Origin of the sequence: Collimonas silvisoli (genome assembly GCF_018305005.1) — a bacterium.
GTDB lineage: Bacteria > Pseudomonadota > Gammaproteobacteria > Burkholderiales > Burkholderiaceae_D > Collimonas > Collimonas silvisoli.
The window spans coordinates 1-19,386 of the sequence record NZ_JAGQEG010000104.1 but is presented as its reverse complement, the minus strand read 5'-3'; the positions used below and the strand labels follow the sequence as shown (position 1 = coordinate 19,386).

Genomic DNA, 19,386 nt, shown 5'->3' with positions numbered 1-19,386 from the left:
CAAACCAGGACGCGGCAGCGTGTTCAGACTGACCTTGCCTAATGCGTACGCTCCAATAATAAGCGATGAGCTTGAAAGTACGCATGCCTCTATGCAAATGCTCAACATACGCGTGCTGGTAGTTGATGATGATGAAGCCGTGCGCGCAGGCATGCTGCAACTGCTGCACGATTGGGGCTGCAAGTGCGAGGCGGTTGAATCGATCGAGGAAGCTCTGGTCTCAGCATGCGCCCATCGACCGGATATCGTCATTAGCGATTTCCGATTGCGCAAGCAGCGCACAGGGGCACAAGTAATTGTCGCGTTACGTGCAGAGTTTGGCAAAGATTTACCAGCACTTCTCATTACCGGCGACACGGCACCAGAGCGGTTGCGCGAAGCACGTGCCAGTGGGATACCCCTGCTGCATAAGCCTGTAGCGCCGAGCCTGTTGTACAGGGGGCTGGTGAGCGTACTGGCCGATATGGATAAGTAGTGGGCGATTTCACAGCTAATGGTCTCTAAAACTCTCTATTGAAGCTACTCTTGAATACCTAGTCAGAGAGTGGTATGAATTACCTCTCTTATATATAACAACATATTGGCCGTTGCCCCCCAACCGTTTAAAGGCAGGTGGTCAATGCGCACCTCTGCCATTGACACATCATCAGTGAACCCAGTAATTTTTTACCCGATTGAGTAGATCTCTTTAGGATCATCGTCGAATGCCATCCCTTATCCCGACGATGACTCTGCTCATCTCCAGTTCGTCCCCTCAACGATCAGCAGCGGGTTAAAGAGCGATCTGTGGCTCAGCTACTGCAACGCATTGTTAGCTGCGGGACTCGAAGTACTCAGACCGCAGTAGGAACATAGCTCGCGGCCAAAATTGGGTAGTTTTGCTTCATTTTTTTGACATTGGCGCACTTACGCGGGAAACCCATGGCCGGATGGCTAAAATTGGCCGACAAAAATGATGCGTTAAAGTAGGAAAAACAATTGAGGAGCAATATCAACATTCCTTTATGGCACTAATTGTTTATTCCTACGAACGTTGGATTGACTAGGGAGGAGATATGGGTCTGCTTTCACTTACAAAAGGTACATTTTTGGTCGCTCTCGAATCTACACGGGACGACGAGCTGGCGCAGAAAATAGAAAAAACAATTAATGACTTGTCCAAAGTCAATATGGGGTTCCGGCAAGCCGTATCTGAGGTTTTCCTCAAACAACGCGCAGAATTACTTACTCAAAAGGCGACTTGGTCGACGGATATGCAGGCGGCTGTGGGACGAGGGCTGCAAGTTTCTTCGGAAAAAATGAGTCGTCAGGCTAGTAATTCTAACGATGAGGTGGCAAATTATGGATTATGGCTTGCTGGTGCATGGCTTGAGACGGGGGCATTAAAATCAGAAAGCGCTCGAGTAGCACACTTCGTCCTTGAGGAAATGATTAAAGGCGAGCTGGTCAGCTCGGGGAAGTGATCGAGCCCATGTCGCACAAAGCTGCCGAGCTTCCGGACGGCGTGACACCGATTCCCCACGGAAAACTCGGGAAGCACGGTGAGTAGCGCAATTACGATTCCTTACAGGTGCTTCGAAAAGACAGTCCAAAAGCTGGCTTTGCCGCTTTTGTCCAGCCCCTCAAGCTAAACGTTAAATTTCACGATCACCCGCATGCAATTCACTAGTGCCGAACTCTTATCGTTGTTCACGTGGGTCGTCTCTGCCTTTGGCGGCTGGACCATTCTCGTCAGCGCATTCGTCTACTACCTCGCGGATAGGATGACAAAGCGGGCCATTCAGAACGAAGGTGCCGCGATTTCTCGTGCTCTCGCAACTCTTGGCCACGAGCTCAAGCTGCGAGAGTCTTCTTACGCGAAGCACGTCGACCTACTGTTGAAGTACTACTCGATCTTCTATCGCCACTACCGGCTCTGTCAGAACGTTGTGAACCAGGATGCCCTGAAGCAACCAGATGGGACTATCATCAAGACCAAGGACGTTTTCTTCGACCAACTGGAGGCTTTGCTAATCGAGTTTCGCGAGGGTGAAGGCCGCATTCGGCTCGTGCTGCCTGAGCACTTGCTCTCGATCCATGAGGACTCCATCGCAGCGTTCAACGACTTCAAGAACGCGATCAAATCCGACATCTACGATGACAAGTACCACAGGGACATACGCGAAGCGTTTGCCCGCGTGATTGAGGTGAAGAGGACGATGGAAGATGGCCTGCGTGAATTCTTCCGAACTGAGCATCTGCTTCGGCTAGAGAAGTGAAATCTAACTCCAACATTAGGGGGCTCGTGTGAGCGGAATATTGACTCGGCATTGGAATCGAAAGGGCTGCGGCCCGAAGCCAGACGATTTTGCAGATTCGATGTACCTTAACGAGATTGAGATTCAATGTGAGTTTGCCCATAGATCATTCGGACAGATGCAGGAAATCTTTGCCAACAACCCAAAGCATCCATCACTACTGGCTCTAGCTCATATGCTGCTCGTATTTGCGGGCAACGTCGCAAAGTTACTGACAAGTAGCGATTCCGCGCGCAAGACACGGACTCGCGCTGCGCGGCTCCGTGAAGCCTTGGGAGTCAAAACGGAAGACTTCTCAACCATTCGTCGCGCTCGGAACTTCTTCGAGCACTTTGACGAACGACTGGACAAATGCATTGGCGAAACTGGTGGCTTGGTAGTTCATCGCTTGATTGACGACCACGAGCCTACGTCTATTACACTGGATGACGGCCAAAGCTTCACACCCAAATTCATGCAGCTGCTGAACACATCGACGTGGGAGCTGAGCCTTTACGATGAACATTTTTCGTTACCGGATGTTCTTCGGCTCTTGCAGGAGGTACAAATGAAAGTGAAAGAGGTGCTACGAAAACAAGGAGTGCCAGGCTATGAAGCCGTCCCCTAACTCTGCGTTGAGTGTCCGGTTTTTCGATGTTCGATAGGCAGCAATGGGCCGGCTACCGCCGTTCGCGAATTTCGGCAATCGGCCAGGACCTGCCCGTCGAAGGTAGCGGCTCAAAGCAGCCAGTCAACGATGCTCTTGACATAAACGCGACGGCTCATTTTGTACGCCACTGCGTGAAGCAGGCCAGAACGAACCTGGAGACTGACAAAATGCTTTGACTCGGCGGTCATTCCAATCCTCGCAGAAGGCGTTGTCAATTACCGGCTATTCCTCCTCGATACCCATTTTCGCTTGCTTCGAAAAAACGTCATAGATGCGCTTCATGAATCTGAGTTCAGCAACAGCTAGAACAAAACCAAGCGCGAACGCCACCCAGTAGCGATCGCCCCCCTTGTAGTCTCCGACATCCACTCCAAGGATCTTAATTTGCAACGCTCCTCCGTACAGGAGCAATGTAACAATCAAGGCAAAGAAAATGGTTATAAGCAACCTTTGAATTATCGTAAGGGGGCCGCCATCGATATTCAGAATGAGATCGTTGTTGAACTGCTTTTTGCTCAATAACTTGAAATACAACGCCTCTTTAAACCATGCACCGGAAAAAGCCCCCCCGAAAACTAACGCAAGCGATCCCGCTACTCTCACGATTCCCGCCGTTGGGACATCTGCACCTACCAATGTACGCTCAATGGCCGGTTCAAATAGGTTTATTAGTGCTCCAACTACTATAGCAACACAAGCGGCAGGGACCGTTAGTCTGCAGAGTTTCCAGAAATACTTTTGAACTAGCTTTTGGGCGATGCGATACACCTTTTTCTCCAACGCATCCAGCTGGCTATTCGCCAAGTTGCAAATTCTTTTTTCCTCTTCCGTATCTTGAATACTCTTCGTAAGCGAATGGGCGATACCGTGAAGATCGACCATCAAGTCACAACATCCGACAGGATCGTTAGAATGTACAGCTCTCAATACTTCAAGATCGTCCTCTATACGTTCGCGGACGGTGCGGACAAGTTTGGATTCAGTGCGCCCACCGGGCGGACGTCTGAAAACGATACGCGCAGGTAGGGCTGGTAGCGCCGGATTCAGAGCGACACTCGAGAAAATTTGGTCTGTCGACATAAAGGACCGGTACTATGTCGTGGTACGCCTGTGACCACAAGTCGGACAGTCTTCAAGTGTCGACGCTTCCCAGTCTTCGTCAACGACCAGCTGCATTGTCCCCTGAGGCCGGCATCGAGTGAGGTTGCGAGCCACATCCTCTAGCTGCACGAGCGATTGTTGCCGCAGCGACTCAGGAAGATCAGAATCCGCATTCCGTTTGAGTGCGTGCGCGAGTTGTCTGATAGACAGCAGGAGGAGAGCTTCAAGACGAGCGTAGTCTTCTTTGTCCATTTGCAGCCCCCAAAGGTTTTTTCAAGGTTAGCAGATCGCTCACCATTAGGAAAGGTCACGTTTAAGTGCATATCGTTATACACATTTACGTTCGCGCTCCACGTGTGTTGAGTATCTGGATAGGCGGACAAGCAACCTGCGCCATCACAACTCCCCTGAATAAATTACACCCTCAACTCTTCCAGGGCTTTCCCGGCTGATACCCATTCCTGCACCCACTTTGGCTGCCTTCCTCTTCCAGTCCATTGTAACGACGCGTCGCTAGGATGGCGGTAACGAACCGCAACTTTCGCTTTCACTCCACGGCTCTTCCCCTTCGCTTGCAGCCACATCGACTCATCCAAGGGAATACCAGCACTCTGGGCAATATCTAGGATCTTCTGACATGCAGTCGCTCTTTAGCCTGGATCTGCTGTTGTACCTGTCTCTGCATGACGTTTCAATTTCTGACACCAGAAGCTCAGATTTATGCGTGCAACCCATCTAACTCTGGCAGAAGAACAATGCTTTCTTGGTCGTTGGGATCTGTTCGGGCGATCAAGACCACCACCTCTTCGGTCTCGCTCGGATTGTAGGGGATATGCGGCATATTAGCGGGAATATAGAAAAAGTCGCCCGGCTTCACGATACAATGATGCTCAAGTTGCTTGCCGTACCAGACGCCCGACTCGCCATTTAGCGCGTAGATAGCCGTTTCGTGCGCCTCATGTTTATGAGCTTTGGCTTTTGCCTTTGGCGGGATAGTGCAAACCTGCATATGAATGCCTTTTGCGCCAACAGTTTCCGCCGAAATACCCACGTTATAAAACAGCTCTTGCTTGCCCTTGTAGGTGTCACCGGACCTCACAACATGGCAGGTCGCCATTTCATCAACCATCATAAGTACACTCCAAGTAATTGACATGGATGTCATGTTATATCATCACCCCAACCTCGTACAGACGTTCCGAAATGGGGAAGCATTTCGCCTGGTTTCAAACGCTTTATTGGCGCGTCTTCTGGTAAGGCTTGGGGCTTGCGTACCAATGTCAACCACGGTGCTGAAGTCACGTTTACGGTTATCACGCTCCATGGGGATCACGAAGTCTGCATCAACAGCAGCTTCTTTCGGACTGCTGGCTTGCTGGGCACCAGACGCCACAAGCGACGCTGCGGCCACGGGTGTTCGATTCCAGACGTTGGGCGCATAGCAGCCGGCTCACAAACGCTCGGTCTCGCCGCTCTTCGGCTGCCATTTCATCAGGCGTTTTTCTATCTTCCCCACCACCGTATCGAGCACCAGCGCAAATGCCGTCAAGACCAGGATTCCAGCGAACACGGTATTGATGTCGAAGCTGCCTTCAGCTTGCAGGATCAGATAACCCACGCCGCGGGCAGAACCGAGATATTCACCGACGATGACGCCGACGAAAGCCAGCCCGACCGAGGTATGCAGGCTGGAAAACACCCAGGAAGTGGCCGACGGCAGGTACACCGTGCGCAACAGCTGGCGCTGGTTGGCGCCCAGCATGCGGGCGTTGGCCAGCACCACCGGGCTGACTTCCCTGACGCCTTGATAGACGTTGAAGAACACGATGAAAAAGACCAGCGTCACTGCCAGCGCCACCTTGGACCAGATGCCGAGCCCGAACCACATTGCAAAGATCGGCGCCAGAATCACCCGCGGCATCGCGTTGGAAGCTTTGATGTAAGGATCCAGGATGGCCGACGTCAGGGGCGACAAGGCCAGCCACAAACCCACACCGAGGCCGAACACAGTGCCTATGCCGAACGCCAGCATGGTTTCGGTCAACGTGATCAGCAAGTGGGAATAAATCTCCGCCGGGAAGGTCAGCGTGAGCCAGGTGTGGTCGCCGAAACCTATTTCCAGCGAGCCGCTGCCGACCGTAAACCATTGCCAGATGCGTTGCAGCACCTTGATCGGTTCGCCGAAGAAAAACGCCGTTTGCGGATTGCGTGTCGCCAGATGCCAGATGCAGAAAAATATCAACAGCACCAGGATTTGATAGGCCCGCAGATTCTTATGATTCGGCTTGATGGTTTTCCACATGATTCTGTTTTATCCCTGTTTTTCTGATTCCGAAAGCGACCCGGCAGCTGGCAACAGCCCGGCCGACTAGGCGATTTTCTTTTGCTGCTGATACCCCTTCAGCACCTCGTCGCGCAACACGCTCCAGATCTGCTGATGCAATTCGACAAAACGCGGCTCGCTGCGGATTTCGGCCACATCGCGCGGCCGCGGCAGGTCGATCACGAATTCGCCTATCGGATGGGTGCCGGGCCCGGCCGACAGCACCACCACCCGATCCGACATGGCGATCGCCTCGTCCAGATCATGGGTAATGAACAGCACAGCCTTGCGCTTGGCGCTCCACAGTTCGAGCACTTCGTTTTCCATCAATTGCCGGGTCTGGATATCCAGCGCTGAAAACGGCTCATCCATCAGGATGATGTCGGGATCGAGAATCAGGGTCTGCGCCAGGGCCACGCGCTTGCGCATGCCGCCCGACAATTGATGCGGGTAACGGTCGCCAAACCCTTGGAGACCGACCCGCGCCAGCCATTCTTCTCCCAACTGGCGCGCACGGGTTTCATCGGTTTCCCGATACTGCAGGCCGGCAATGACGTTTTGCAGCGCGCTGCGCCAAGGCATCAGGGCTTCCGCCTGGAACATATAACCGGCGCGGCGATTGATGCCGAGCAGCGGCTCGCCAAACACCTGGACGCTGCCGGACGAGGGCTGCAGCAAACCCGCGCCCACATTCATCAGGGTCGATTTGCCACAGCCGGTGGGACCGACCACGGAAACGAATTCGCCCGGCGCAATCGACAAGCTGGTGTCGGCCACTGCGGTGTAGCGCTGGGAACGATCATCTTTGGAGATGAAGGTGCAACTGACGTTGTCAAGATGGAGAGCTGGAGTCATGGGAGTAGGGATTGGCTTGTTGCTGCTGCCGGTTCAAGCATCCGGATTGCCTGCAATCCCGATGTCTCATTTGCATGACGGAGGGACAGAGCAGCAGATCTTAACGACTGCGGCTCCCCTCCCCCGCAAATTATTTGTACTTGGCGTTGGCCTTCTTTACAAACTCATTGGTATAAGTTTGCGCCAGATCGATATTCTTGCCGGCCAGCTCGGGATCGAATGTTTCCAATGTGCGCAACGCGACTTGCGGGCCTGCCTCAGGAATAGCGCCATCCGGCGAAAGCGCCTCGCGTACTTTCATGAAGGCTTCGAGGTACAGGACGTGGTCGCCCAGCTGATAGCTTTCCGGCACCACCTTGGCGATGTCCGAAGGGTCGGCTTTCTGCAGCCATTTCAGCGCGCGCACCATGGCGTTGGTCAAGGCCTGGGTGGTATTTGGATATTTCCTAATGAAATCGGCGGAGGCATACAGGGTTGCGGCCGGCATCGGCCCGCCGAATACGGCGTTGGTATCCTTCAATGTGCGCGTATCGGAGATGATCCTGATCTCGTTATTCTGCTGCATCATGGTGATCAGCGGATCCACATTGACGATCGCGTCGATAGCACCGGAGCGCAGCGCCGACAATGCGCCAGCCGAAGCGCCGACGCCGATGTACGACACATCGGTCGGCTTCAAACCGCCCTTGGCCAAGACGAAATTGGCCATCATGCTGGTCGAAGAACCGGGTGCGGTGACGCCGATCTTCTTGCCTTTCAGATCGGCAATCGTTTTGTAGTTAGGCATGGTCTTGTTGGAGACGCCCATGACGATTTGCGGCGCCCGCCCTTGCAGCACGAACGCAACGATGTGCTGGTTCTTGGCCTGCATGCTGATGGTATGTTCATATGCACCGGAAACCACATCGGCGCTGCCGCCGACCAGCGCCTGCAGGGCTTTGGCGCCGCCGGCGAAATCGGAAATCGTCACATCCAAACCTTCATCCTTGAAATAACCGAGCTGCTCGGCAATCGTCAACGGCAGGTAATAAAACAGGTTCTTGCCACCCACCGCGATCGCCACTTTGGTCTTCTCTGGGGTCTGTGCAAACAACTTGCCGTTGAATGTCAGGTAACCCGTCAGGAACAAACAAAGGGCGATGCCAAACTGCTTCCAGCTAAATTTCATATTGTGTCCTCGTATATCCAGGGTTATTTCACTACTGCTCGTTGGAAACGTAGTTGTCGGTCGTGCTTGGAAGATAGCCTTCAGGCCATAGTACTTTTCTGAAATGTCAGCATCCTTGCAGGCTGTTATTTTGGAGAAGCCAGTCAAACTGATCAAACATCGCAAGCCAGAAAAAATTATCTCCTAGCTGCGGCAAATCGAAGTCTTCACTGTCTAGGACAAAGCGCTGGCAGCAGTCGACTTGTGAAATCCTCTCACATTGGCTGAAGTAGTTACTTCGAGCTAAGTCATGATCGTGCGCGGCGGCATTCCGGTCGGTAAGGCGCCACGTCGCCAGAAGGAGCGAGACCAGAACGGCGCAAATGAGCTTTTTCATTATTGTCTTCATGGGTTGGTAATGACATCCGCTTTCTTCGATGCTGAATTCCTCCTTTGTTTTCGCCGCATTCACTTGCGAAGCGAATTTCCGAGCCGTCAGATTTCTTTCAAACGCCGGATTGAACATTGGTTGATTTACGCTGCCAATTTCCATTCTCACTCCGTTTGACGGTTACTAATAGGATTCGGTTGGACAATCTTTCCGTTTTAGTTCTTCGCCTAATTTCTTTTCTCGTTCTTCAGCCTCTTTTAGAGATGACGAGCTGTAAAGATAGCGGGCACCGATACCAATTGGCAGGATGACTTTCCATGAGTCCTTCTTCGCTTGTGTTGCGATCGCTTCGGTCTTCTTAGCACTGGCAAATTCAGTTTTAAGTGACGAGCAATCAAGCCCCCCGAATGCGGATACCGGAGTCTCACTCTTCGGTATGCTGGTGCACGCAGAAAACAATAGTGAAAGTAAAAGAATAGCGACAATACTTTTTTTATCAGGCATAACAATTTCCTTCTTTTAAATAAATCCCCCTGTCCACCTATGTGAGCTGGGTTCCTTCGTTGACATGCGTAGAAATCAGAATCACCAGAAAATCCCTAGCCTTCACTCGGCATTGCCTGTTGATGGGAATCCGAAAAATTCTTCTGGAATCGTTTTTTCAGCCATTGCTCGAAGTCATCCACATAGGTAAATACGACTGGGATCACTAACAGACTCAATAGCGTCGACGTCAACAGACCGCCGATGACGACGATCGCCATAGGTTGGCGAACACTGGGTTCGGCTCCAAGGCCCAGCGCGTTCGGCAGCATGCCTGCCCCCATTGCGATGGTTGTCATCACAATGGGGCGTGCGCGCTTGTGACAAGCATCGATCACGGCTTCTAGTCTGCTCATCCCATGTTGATGAAGAGCGACAATCGCATATTCGACAAGGAGGATAGAATTCTTGGTGACGATCCCCATCAGCATCAGCAATCCGATGACCGAAGGCATCGAGAAGCTCATGTGGGTAATCAACAAGGAAAATAAGGCTCCTCCAAGGGATAGAGGCAATGCACACAAGATTGTCGCTGGCTGCAGAAAGTCATGGAATAGCAAAACCAGGACCGCATAGACACAAAAAATGCCGATTGCCATCGCCATCCCAAAGCTCTGGAACAGCTCGCTCATATTCTGCAACTCCCCTTGCTGCACCCGATGTACGCCAGCCGGCAGTTGCTTGAACGCGACGAGCTGTTTGACTTCTTTGTCAACCTCACCCAGTGTGCGACCATTCAACTCAACCGATAATGTGATGTTGCGCTCACGATCGAGACGGTCGATCTGGGAAGGACCGCTACCCATCGATAACTCTCCCACAGACGCGATAGCTATTTTTCCATTGGTTCCAGCCACCCTGAATTGGCCGATGTCGTCGATGCTGGTGCGCTGTGATGGATCCATCTGCACTCTCAACGCTATCTGGCGTTCCGGCAAATTCAGCTTGGGCAAGGAACTGGAATAGTCGCCATAAGTGCCGATACGTATGGCATCAGCCACTGCTCCCGCAGTAACGCCAAATGATGCGGCACGCGCCGAATCTGGCTTGAACTGAACCTCCGGCTGCTGCAGTCCGGCACTAGAGCTTACGTTGCCGATACCTTTCAAGGTACGGAGTTGTGCCTCAAGCGCCGCTGCTGCGGATTCCAATAAGCCGGAATCGCTGCCTGCCAGTGTTATATCAAGTTTTTCTCCGTTGTTGCTGCCGCCAACGGTAACGCGCGTTCCCGGCAGATTGCGCAAAACCATGCGCATGCCCTCTTCCACACCGGATTGCTTTTGTTTGCGCTCACTCCTCGGCGAAAGATCAACTGTCAAGGTGGCCTTGCGCACGTTACCGGACGTATCGCTACTGCCTGTTCCGACAGCGGAAAATACCGTTTTCACAGCGGGGATAGTGCGCAGCAGCTGTTCGGCCTGCACACTTATCTTGCGGGTGTCTTCGATTGTGCTGCCAGGGACGAGCTCAAGCGCCACCTGCGTTTGGGCCTTGTCCTGAGCCGGTATAAAACTTGTTTTTAAGGACAAAGCCATTACCGCGGACAACAACAGGAATGCCGCAACGGCCAAGACGGTACGTTCTCGATTTCCAAGACATTGCTGCATCCACCTCAAATAGCGCACCATCAGGATGCTGTCGTGCTCCTCTTCCGTACCAGTCTTTAGCAGATAAGCAGCCATCATTGGCGTCAGCAGGCGGGCAACCAACAGCGACATCAACACCGCCACTGACGCCGTGATGCCGAATTGCCGGAATATCAATCCCGGAATCCCAGACATAAATGCCGTCGGCAAAAAGACGGCAACCAAGCTGAAGGTAGTGGCAATCACCGCCAAACCTATTTCGTCTGCCGCTTCCATTGCCGCCTGATATGGCGTTTTTCCCATGCGAAGATGGCGTGCGATGTTTTCAATTTCAACGATGGCGTCGTCGACCAGAATTCCCACCACCAGCGACAACGACAATAACGTGATTGTGTTGAGTGAATAGCCGGCCAGATAAACAAAACCAAAAGTCGGAATAATCGATAAGGGTAATGCGGCTGCGGACACCAGCGTGGCACGCCAATCACGCAAAAACCACCACACAACGATAATCGCGAGCACCGCACCTTCAATCAGCATGCTCATCGAACCCTCGTAATTATCTTCGATGGAAGCGACAGTATTGCTGGCCTCGATCAGTTTGACTTGAGGATTGGCGGCACCGAATTTCGCGATGGCCGTACGTAAATCGCGCAATACCGTGACGTCGGAACTTCCTCTGGTGCGGGTGATTTTTACCCCGATGACTGGCTTTCCATCCCGATAAGCAAACGAACTACGTGCCGCCGCGCCATCGCTGACACGGGCAATCCGATCTAATCGTACACGGCGACCATCACCGGTAGCGATGCTAAGCGCTGCCAGTTCCTGCACAGAACCAACGCCGGCCAACGTGCGCGTAGATTGCCTCTGATCGCCGATATCAGTCTGGCCGCCGGAGCGTTCACGCTGCATCTCTTTGAGTTGACTGGAGACGGTCTCCGCAGTTAATCCTAATCCGGCCATCAACACCGGATCAAGGTCGATACGGATTTCGCGATCAATACCCCCTATCCGCGAGACAGAAGCCACGCCCTTGACCGCAAGCACGGCTTTGCTGAAATCATTGTCGATGAACCAGGATAGATCCTGTTCGTCGAGAGCGGACGACGTCGCTGTATAGGTCAACAATGCAGAGCCTGCAGCCTCACTCTTGGAGACTGTAGGGTCGCTCATCTCCGTCGGCAGATTGGCACGGGCACTGTCGACCGCATTGCGTACTTCGCTAAGCGCCGCCTGGGAATTTTTATCGAGCTTAAAAGTGACGCTGATGGTGACCGATCCGTCGGTAATCGTTGTCGTTATATGATCAAGCAGAGTTAATGACGCTAGCTTGTCTTCGATCTTGCGTGCGATTTCGTTTTCAAGCTGTGAAGGCGCGGCACCTTCGAGCGTCGCTACAATTGTGATGGTTGGCAGATCCATGTCAGGAAAGTCTTGGATCTGCAGCTTGTGAAAACTGATCAGACCAAATACCGTCAGTAGAAAAAAACATAGAATGGCCGGTACAGGCTTGCGAATAGACCAGGAAGAGACGTTCATCATGTTGCGTCTCGATTCATCCGTCCTGCGTTCACAACCTTGACTGATGCGCCGTCGGACAAGAATGCGCCGCCGCTGGCCACGACGTGCGCGCCGGTGTCGAGACCAGAAACAATTTCCACAAGCCCCTGCTCGCGACGTCCGGTCACTACCGTGCGCCGCGATACCGTATTGCCATCAGGACCCAGGACATAGACGTCACTACGTCCATCGCGCAACACCAGCGCTGATTCGGGCAACGCCACCGCCCATTTTTTCGACAGTTTGATACTGCCGCTAGCAAACATACCTACCTGCGCCCCGCTATTTGCTGGCAAACTGACATAAACAATCGCCCGCCCGGTATTCGCAGACAATGTCGGCGCCACCAATCGCACCTGGCCATGGATCGCTTTTCCTCCTGGCAGAGTGACGCTGACTTCTTGCCCTTCCTGTACGCGTGCGAGTTGCTGGGCAGTCACTTCTGCCTGCCACTCTACCTTCCCCTGCCGTACGATTCTGAACAATTCGGTGCCGACACTGACTACATTGCCGAGTAGCGCAGAGCGCGAGGAAATCACCCCATCGTCAACAGCGAGTACATTTGTCTGCGCCAGAACAATTTGCTTACTTTGCAGATCCGCTTCAGCTGAATCCAATAAGGCGCGATCGCTCTCTTCGGCAATGCGATATTCATCGATTTTCTGAACAGACAAGGCGCCGCTGTCTGCCGCCGCTTTCGATCGCTTCACATCTGCCTGCGCCTGCTCCAAATTGGCACGAGCCTGAGCAACCGCCGCCTTCTGCTTGCGCACGTCGGAATTGGCGCTGGCTGATGCAAGCCTGGCAAGTACTTGGCCGCGCTTGACCGTGCTGCCGACGTCGGCCAGCAGCTCAGTGATACGCACGCTGCCGGTCTCGGCACCGATTACCGCCTCTTGCCAGGCCGTCAGAATTCCATCGGCCTGAATTACCTCAGACCAGTTCTCGCGTGTCGGATTAGTCACGTTGACGGTCAACACCGGAGGCGGCGTCGACGACATCGAAGCGGCGGTACTTGGAGACAAGAATATCCGCCACAGGATTGCGGCGAGAATTACGGCCATCGCAACTAATAGCAATTTATGACGTCGAACTACACTCACTACACGACTCCTTGCAAGGATGAAGTTGTTTGGGTAACCGGAGGTAATGTGCCATCATCGACGCTCCATCCTCCGCCCAAAGCTTTGTACAACGCGATCCAATAGCGGACGCGATCGCGCTGCTGACCAATCAATGTGACTTCGGCCGATATGGTTGAACGGCGTGCGTCTTCGAGCGTCAATAGCGTTTCTAGTCCTGCGCTCCAGTTTTTTTCCACCGAGACGGCATAGCGCCGGTACATCTGAGCCGAGCGGAGGTTGTGTTCACTCTGGTTCATCGCTCCCTTCAAATCGACCAGTGCCTGCTCGACAGCCTTAACTGCGCTGCGTACTGAACTACGGTAGCTTGCGAGCTGTGCGTCGTAGGTCGCTTGCGCTGAATCCACCGCGGCCTTTCTTTTTCCCGCATCAAAGATAGGCACGGACAAACCTGGACCAAAAGACCAGGGTGAGGAAGGCGACGTCAGATTACTTGCTGAGACGCCGATCGTTCCCGACAGAGTAAGACTGGGAAACTTGTCGGCGCGCGCTTCGCCTATGGCCGCGTAGTACGATGCGAGAGTCCGTTCGGCCGATGCCAGATCGGGACGCTGCCGGATCAAATCCGCCGGGATGCTACTGACATTGAAATTAGCTGGTTCCGGCAAAGCCGGCGCCTCAGGTCGATCAATAATTCGGCGCAAAGCCGTTTCGTCAGCACCGGTAACCGCTACCAGCGATTTCACCAGCTCTTCGCAAGAGACACTTTGCTGCTCGACATTGGCCGCGGCGCTTGCCGCATTGGCTTCGGCAAGGTAGCCATCTGATTCCGCTGACAGTCCTGCTGTCACTGCCGCGCGCGTCGAACGCATCGTCTTACTTTGCGACGTTGCCGTGTCTACATACGCCTTGAGCAATAATTTGCAAGCGCGATACTGAACATAGTCGTCCGCCACCTCAGCTGCAAGTGAGACGCGGGCATCATGCCAATCGTCGATCCGCGCTTGCAACAATGCGTGGGCGGACTCCCTGCTCGAACGTATCTTGCCAAACAGATCGATGTCCCAGCTTGCATCCAGTTCGCCGCTACGCGCAGTGACTACGCTTGAAGTCCCAGAGGAAACTCCGGAACTGCTGCTGGACGTATTGCTACGCGTCAATGCGCCGCTACCGGTGACCGACGGCCACGCAGCCGCACCGCTGGAAGTCAGCGTTGCTCTTGCGCCGTCGATTTGCGCGACGGCTTGTGCCAATGTGGGACTATCGTTTTCTGCGATGCTGATAAGTTCAGCCACGGCGGGATCATCGAAACTTCCCCACCATTTAAGCAATTCCTGGGTCCGCCCACCGTGCGGCAATTCAGCCTGCCATGTCTTCGCCAGAGAAATTTCTGGAGCTTGATAGGGCTTCTGTAATGCGCATCCGCTCATGGCGACAATCAAAAGCATGACCGCAGGGATGATCTTGAACAAAGGACGAGTAATGTCTGTCGCTGAGCGCATGGATAAAGAGATTGAATTTCCGATGTGAATATTTTGCTGGGAGAATGTGTGGGAAATATGGAGATTGCGTGGAGTTTGCTCCCCAGGGAATACGGCAGCAGCGGTAGCCGTGTATAGTCAGCGGCAAATCAAATCGTCAATATTTTTATGAAAATAAGCATTAGCGCCAAAATATTCCTTGCGGTGCTGACAGCCTGCGCGGCGGTGCTCTTAGCGCAAGCACTCATCTTGCGAATCACCGTTCGAGAAGATTTTTTTGACTACCTGAACGCTCAAGGGCTCGACCGCATGGACGAAACACTTCCGCGGCTCGCTGTTGCCTATCGAAAATCTGGCAGTTGGGATTTTCTACACGACAACTTTAAAGCGTGGATTGTGCTCGTCATGCCGCAACAAAAGATTGACCGCCTGGAAATTGACCCGTCGATCGCGGATCAAACCGGAGCCATAGTACGGATGGGATTGCTCAATAAAGATCTGGTAAGAATCGCCGGCAATCGATTCGTCGACGCTAACTCCATTCGGCGCCCGGTCATCGTTGACGGCCAAGTTGTGGGGTGGATTGCAATAGTTCCCTTTCAAAAGATGCTGTCCCCGAACGAAACACTTTTTTTGGCAAAGCAACGCAAGATGTGGTGGATTTTTGGTGCGGCCTCTATCGGTTTTATCGCATTGTTCACATTTCTTTTAACATACACCTTGAGGCAGCGTGTGCGACGCCTGGCCTATGGAACCCATCTTTTGGCAACCGGCGACTATACCTCGCGTATCGCCATTGAAGCATCAGATGAAATCGGTGCATTGGCTCAGGACTTCAACAGAATGGCTCAGGCTCTAGAACACAATGAACGTGCCCGACGCACTTTTATGGCAGATATTTCCCATGAATTGCGAACCCCGTTGGCAGTGGTGCGGGCAGAATTGGAAGCCATTCAAGACGGCGTTCGCACCTCAAGCAAACAATCATTGGAGGCAATGCATCAGGAGGTGCAACAGTTGGGAAAACTGATTGACGATCTTCATGACCTAGCACTCACTGACGTAGGGGCACTTGCCTATCGTCGCATGTCGATAGACGTGAGTACAATCTTGTACACTGCATTAAACGGCATGCGTGGAAGATTCGATTCTGCAGGATTGCATCTGGACGTGAATATTCCCACCATGCCGCTGATTGTGTCCGGTGACGAAAGTAGGCTGCAACAACTATTTGCCAACCTGCTGGAAAACACATTGCGCTACACCGACACCGGCGGCCAAGTCCATATTTCTTGCCTGCGCACCACAAATACAGTAAATATTGTCATTGAAGACAGTGCCCCTGGCGTTCCTGAAGAAAAAATTTCACATCTTTTTGATCGCTTCTACCGGGTGGAATCCTCCCGTAACCGGGCCAACGGTGGCAGCGGCCTGGGCCTGGCCATCTGCCGGAACATCGTTGAAGCGCATGACGGCAAAATATCCGTCGGCGCTTCACGTTTGGGTGGACTGCGTATTTCTATTGCTCTGGAACTGACAATACAATGATCTCAGGCAAAAATCACATTCTGATTGTCGAGGATGAACCCCGGCTCGCGGCAGTACTGGGGGACTACCTGACTACAGCCGGTTATACCCACTATTGGGTCGCCGACGGCGCAGCCGCATTGCCGGCATTTCGTGCAGAACGACCTGACCTGGTGCTACTGGACTTGATGCTCCCAGGACGCGATGGCCTTGAAATTTGTCGCGAGCTTCGCCGCAACCATATCGTTCCTATCATCATGATCACTGCGCGTATCGAAGAAATCGACCGCTTGCTTGGTCTGGATGTCGGTGCAGACGACTATATATGCAAGCCATTCAGTCCGCGCGAAGTCGTCGCCAGAGTTGGCACGGTGTTACGCCGCCACCGTCAGATTCCAAATGAAATGAAGGAAAGCCCGCTGACGATAGATGATGAAACACATCGCGCCAGCATCCATGGAACGATGCTGGAACTTACTCCGGTAGAGTTTCGCTTGTTATGCCTGCTACATCGCTCGCAAGGGCGTGTATTTTCACGAGATCAAATACTTAGTCTCCTGTACCGCGATCATCGTATCGTCAGTGATCGCACCATCGATAGCCATGTGAAAAATCTGCGTCGCAGGCTGGTTGATGCAGGCGGAAACGAGGAATGGATAAAATCCATTTATGGAGTCGGCTATCGGATGGAGTTGTAATTTCCACTTCGATTTATCGTCTAGAGAGATGATCTGCATCAGCAAAACCGGACCAAACGTAGAATGAGTTTTCGGCAAACTAAACCGTCAAATCTCGCTCACTAGCATCCGCAAGCCAATTGGGAAAATTTTGGGGATAACTCCTTAAATAACAAAATTGAGCGCCCCCCCTCTTTATTTAAAAGCCTACTCAGATCAAATGCGAGTGACGCCGCCGCCATCAAACGGCTTTAGTCTCTCTCTTAGGCAACATAAACAGCGGCTCTCCAGCCATAATTGCCCAACGGGTGGCGCGCATCGCGCGCGTTCGGCTGACCGACAAGATCGATAAAAGCCGGAGTTTCACTATCCGGCCCGACCGCTACTCGGCTTCAGGGCTACGTTAACAAAAAGAAGTCAAACGCGATCAATCCATCAAGAACGCAGTTGGCACTATCAAAATTACCAGCTAGACATCCGGCAGCAAAAATCTACAATCACATTTTGCATCGCACAATGTGTCATTTAAATCGATAGCGCTCGGCAACCAACGGCTAGTCTTTAGCCGCCTTTCGTCGCCCGACTAATGTCGTCTGTTTTTACAAAACCGACTTCTTGGAGAAGCCATGTCTACCGTTGCAGAACAATTTTCAGCCGCCGCTAAAGCCAATTTCGAATCCAATCTGGCCCTATTCACTGAATTCACTACCAAAGCATTTGCTGGCGTGGAAAAACTGATCGACCTTAACCTGAGCGCCGCCAAGGCTTCGCTGGCAGATTCGAACGCCACTACCCAGAAATTGTTTGCGGCCAAAGACCCACAAGAATTTTTCACGCTGAGTGCAGCACTGGCCCAGCCGAACACAGAAAAAGCGATTGCTTACGGCCGTCATTTCTCCAGTATCGCTACCAGCACCCATGCTGAGTTGAGCAAGGCTTCAGAAGCGCAAATAGCAGAAGCCAAACTTAAACTCATCGAGTTCGTTAGCCAGGTATCGAAAAAAGTGCCCCAAGGTGCAGAAGGCACAATGGCCTTTCTCAAGTCGACCATCGATAGCATCAACGCCGGTTACGAACAGTTCGCCAAGCGCGATGGGTATAGTTTTGCCTAGCCAAGATTTTCGGTGTATGTTTGAATGGTTGGAGGATGGATTCCGAACCAAACTACTTAACTGGTGTCCATGTGATCATCCGCTGTGTAAATTCAATGACAAGTGCGCCAGATGAAGTGATCAGTGTGAGCGTAGAAAAACGGCCGCCAACATGGCGCCCAACTCCGTTCGAGTTCTCTTACATCCTCGTTAGCACCGAGCCATCTGGAAAGAAGATGCGCGAAATTTATTCTTGGTCGATTGCCAATGCATACCCGAATCCCCGAGTAATTTCTCCATTCCTGATTGGACTCTCTGCAGTATTCAACCCGGCTTTTTATGATGCGACTGTAAAAAAGAATGTCGCCAACGCGGTAACGCCAGCTAGTGAGTGTTGTCACCTGCCGCTTTCAACTGCGCTCGCCAAGGTGCAGTTCCGGCTTCAATCAGTATTGTTTCTGAGTGCGGTAACGATGTCGGCGGCAATCGTGCAATCGCGCTGGTCGCAAGGCACTGTCGCAAGCAAGTACGATAAGCTATGGCAAGCGGGACAACTTGCGGACGAAGGTGTAGTCCCTGAGCTCCGGAAACTCGACCTGAAAGCCCGCGTCATTGAACTTGCTACCAATCAGACGATCACCGACGTGGAGCGACTCCTTGCGGTGCGTGATCTTTTCGAGGCGGCTATCGACAATCTGGAAGTTTCGACCGACGCGCAAGCGGCAACGATGTTCGCCGACAAAGTCATGGCGCGCTCGGATCGGTTTGGTTTTGTTGAGCGGCTGCGGCGATCGATTCCTGGTCTTGATGCCATCGTGGTTTATGGGTCGAGTATTTCCAGCGATAATTTTGCGGATTACGACTTAATCTTGGTGTGCGAACAGCCGGTCGCCGCCCTGCGTTCATTGGCCGGCACTTCTCCGGTGTGGAACGGCAAGGAGCTTAATGTCGGAGTTTATTCGCGCGCCGAGTTATGGCGTATGCAGTTGCTATCGGGCGATAACCTGAGCGACTACGGTGTGTGCCTATTTGGAACGGTTACGGTACCGTATAAGCCGGTTACTGAACTTTTG

The 19,386-nt window shown here is 52.7% G+C and carries 19 protein-coding genes; 8 read left to right on the top strand and 11 right to left on the bottom strand.

The window, feature by feature from the left end; translation table 11 throughout:
- From KHU33_RS21920 to KHU33_RS21905, 4 genes are all read left to right on the top strand, one after another.
- Positions 1 to 475: response regulator (locus tag KHU33_RS21920; RefSeq protein WP_211466867.1), on the top strand; the 475-nt coding region annotated here is incomplete at its 5' end.
- Positions 476 to 1,055: 580 nt separating this feature from the next.
- Entirely contained in the window at positions 1,056 to 1,463 is a 408-nt protein-coding gene (locus KHU33_RS21915; protein WP_211466865.1) for a hypothetical protein, read from the top strand.
- Between the two features lie 192 nt (positions 1,464 to 1,655).
- On the top strand, positions 1,656 to 2,258 hold the full coding sequence (locus KHU33_RS21910) for a hypothetical protein (protein WP_211466863.1): 603 nt from the start codon (positions 1,656 to 1,658) through the stop codon (positions 2,256 to 2,258).
- Between the two features lie 100 nt (positions 2,259 to 2,358).
- Complete coding sequence (locus KHU33_RS21905) at positions 2,359 to 2,904, top strand: hypothetical protein (protein WP_211466861.1); 546 nt, start codon at positions 2,359 to 2,361, stop codon at positions 2,902 to 2,904.
- A gap of 264 nt (positions 2,905 to 3,168) precedes the next feature.
- Here the strand turns inward: KHU33_RS21905 and KHU33_RS21900 are convergent, their stop codons facing one another.
- The 11 genes from KHU33_RS21900 to KHU33_RS21850 all read right to left on the bottom strand — a co-directional run bounded on the left by KHU33_RS21900 (position 3,169) and on the right by KHU33_RS21850 (position 15,009).
- Positions 3,169 to 3,831, bottom strand: a complete 663-nt coding sequence (locus KHU33_RS21900) for a hypothetical protein (RefSeq protein WP_211466859.1) — start codon at positions 3,829 to 3,831, stop codon at positions 3,169 to 3,171.
- A gap of 632 nt (positions 3,832 to 4,463) precedes the next feature.
- Positions 4,464 to 4,631: an H-NS histone family protein gene (locus KHU33_RS21895; RefSeq protein ID WP_230414471.1), complete on the bottom strand. Its 168-nt coding sequence runs from the start codon at positions 4,629 to 4,631 to the stop codon at positions 4,464 to 4,466.
- A gap of 134 nt (positions 4,632 to 4,765) precedes the next feature.
- Complete coding sequence (locus KHU33_RS21890; protein ID WP_211466857.1) at positions 4,766 to 5,179, bottom strand: cupin domain-containing protein; 414 nt, start codon at positions 5,177 to 5,179, stop codon at positions 4,766 to 4,768.
- Positions 5,180 to 5,497: 318 nt separating this feature from the next.
- The gene (locus KHU33_RS21885) at positions 5,498 to 6,349 is read right to left on the bottom strand and encodes an ABC transporter permease (RefSeq protein ID WP_211466855.1); all 852 of its coding nucleotides are present in this window, start codon (positions 6,347 to 6,349) and stop codon (positions 5,498 to 5,500) included.
- A 66-nt stretch (positions 6,350 to 6,415) separates the two neighbouring features.
- Positions 6,416 to 7,225: an ABC transporter ATP-binding protein gene (locus KHU33_RS21880; protein ID WP_211466853.1), complete on the bottom strand. Its 810-nt coding sequence runs from the start codon at positions 7,223 to 7,225 to the stop codon at positions 6,416 to 6,418.
- Positions 7,226 to 7,355: 130 nt separating this feature from the next.
- On the bottom strand, positions 7,356 to 8,393 hold the full coding sequence (locus KHU33_RS21875) for an ABC transporter substrate-binding protein (protein ID WP_211466851.1): 1,038 nt from the start codon (positions 8,391 to 8,393) through the stop codon (positions 7,356 to 7,358).
- A 106-nt stretch (positions 8,394 to 8,499) separates the two neighbouring features.
- Positions 8,500 to 8,925 (bottom strand): hypothetical protein, encoded by a 426-nt coding sequence (locus KHU33_RS21870; RefSeq protein WP_211466849.1) that lies wholly within the window; start codon positions 8,923 to 8,925, stop codon positions 8,500 to 8,502.
- 21 nt (positions 8,926 to 8,946) lie between these two features.
- Entirely contained in the window at positions 8,947 to 9,267 is a 321-nt protein-coding gene (locus tag KHU33_RS21865; protein ID WP_211466847.1) for a hypothetical protein, read from the bottom strand.
- A 95-nt stretch (positions 9,268 to 9,362) separates the two neighbouring features.
- Positions 9,363 to 12,434, bottom strand: coding sequence for an efflux RND transporter permease subunit (locus tag KHU33_RS21860; protein WP_211466871.1), 3,072 nt, complete (start codon positions 12,432 to 12,434; stop codon positions 9,363 to 9,365).
- Complete coding sequence (locus KHU33_RS21855) at positions 12,434 to 13,558, bottom strand: efflux RND transporter periplasmic adaptor subunit (RefSeq protein ID WP_329956108.1); 1,125 nt, start codon at positions 13,556 to 13,558, stop codon at positions 12,434 to 12,436. Before KHU33_RS21855 ends, KHU33_RS21860 begins: the two co-directional genes overlap by 1 nt.
- On the bottom strand, positions 13,558 to 15,009 hold the full coding sequence (locus KHU33_RS21850) for an efflux transporter outer membrane subunit (protein WP_329956107.1): 1,452 nt from the start codon (positions 15,007 to 15,009) through the stop codon (positions 13,558 to 13,560). The genes KHU33_RS21855 and KHU33_RS21850 overlap by 1 nt, the downstream gene beginning before the upstream one ends.
- Before the next feature lie 177 nt (positions 15,010 to 15,186).
- Here KHU33_RS21850 and baeS point away from each other — a divergent pair, with 177 nt between their 5' ends.
- The 4 genes from baeS to KHU33_RS21830 form a co-directional block, all read left to right on the top strand.
- Positions 15,187 to 16,566 carry a sensor histidine kinase efflux regulator BaeS gene (gene baeS, locus KHU33_RS21845; protein ID WP_211466843.1) on the top strand — a complete coding sequence of 460 codons (1,380 nt, stop codon included), beginning with the start codon at positions 15,187 to 15,189 and terminating at the stop codon, positions 16,564 to 16,566.
- Positions 16,563 to 17,243, top strand: a complete 681-nt coding sequence (locus KHU33_RS21840) for a response regulator (protein ID WP_211466841.1) — start codon at positions 16,563 to 16,565, stop codon at positions 17,241 to 17,243. The genes baeS and KHU33_RS21840 overlap by 4 nt, the downstream gene beginning before the upstream one ends.
- A gap of 605 nt (positions 17,244 to 17,848) precedes the next feature.
- The gene (locus KHU33_RS21835) at positions 17,849 to 18,334 is read left to right on the top strand and encodes a phasin family protein (protein WP_211466839.1); all 486 of its coding nucleotides are present in this window, start codon (positions 17,849 to 17,851) and stop codon (positions 18,332 to 18,334) included.
- A gap of 35 nt (positions 18,335 to 18,369) precedes the next feature.
- Positions 18,370 to 19,386 (top strand): hypothetical protein (locus tag KHU33_RS21830; RefSeq protein WP_211466837.1); only part of this gene is annotated, 1,017 nt, incomplete at its 3' end.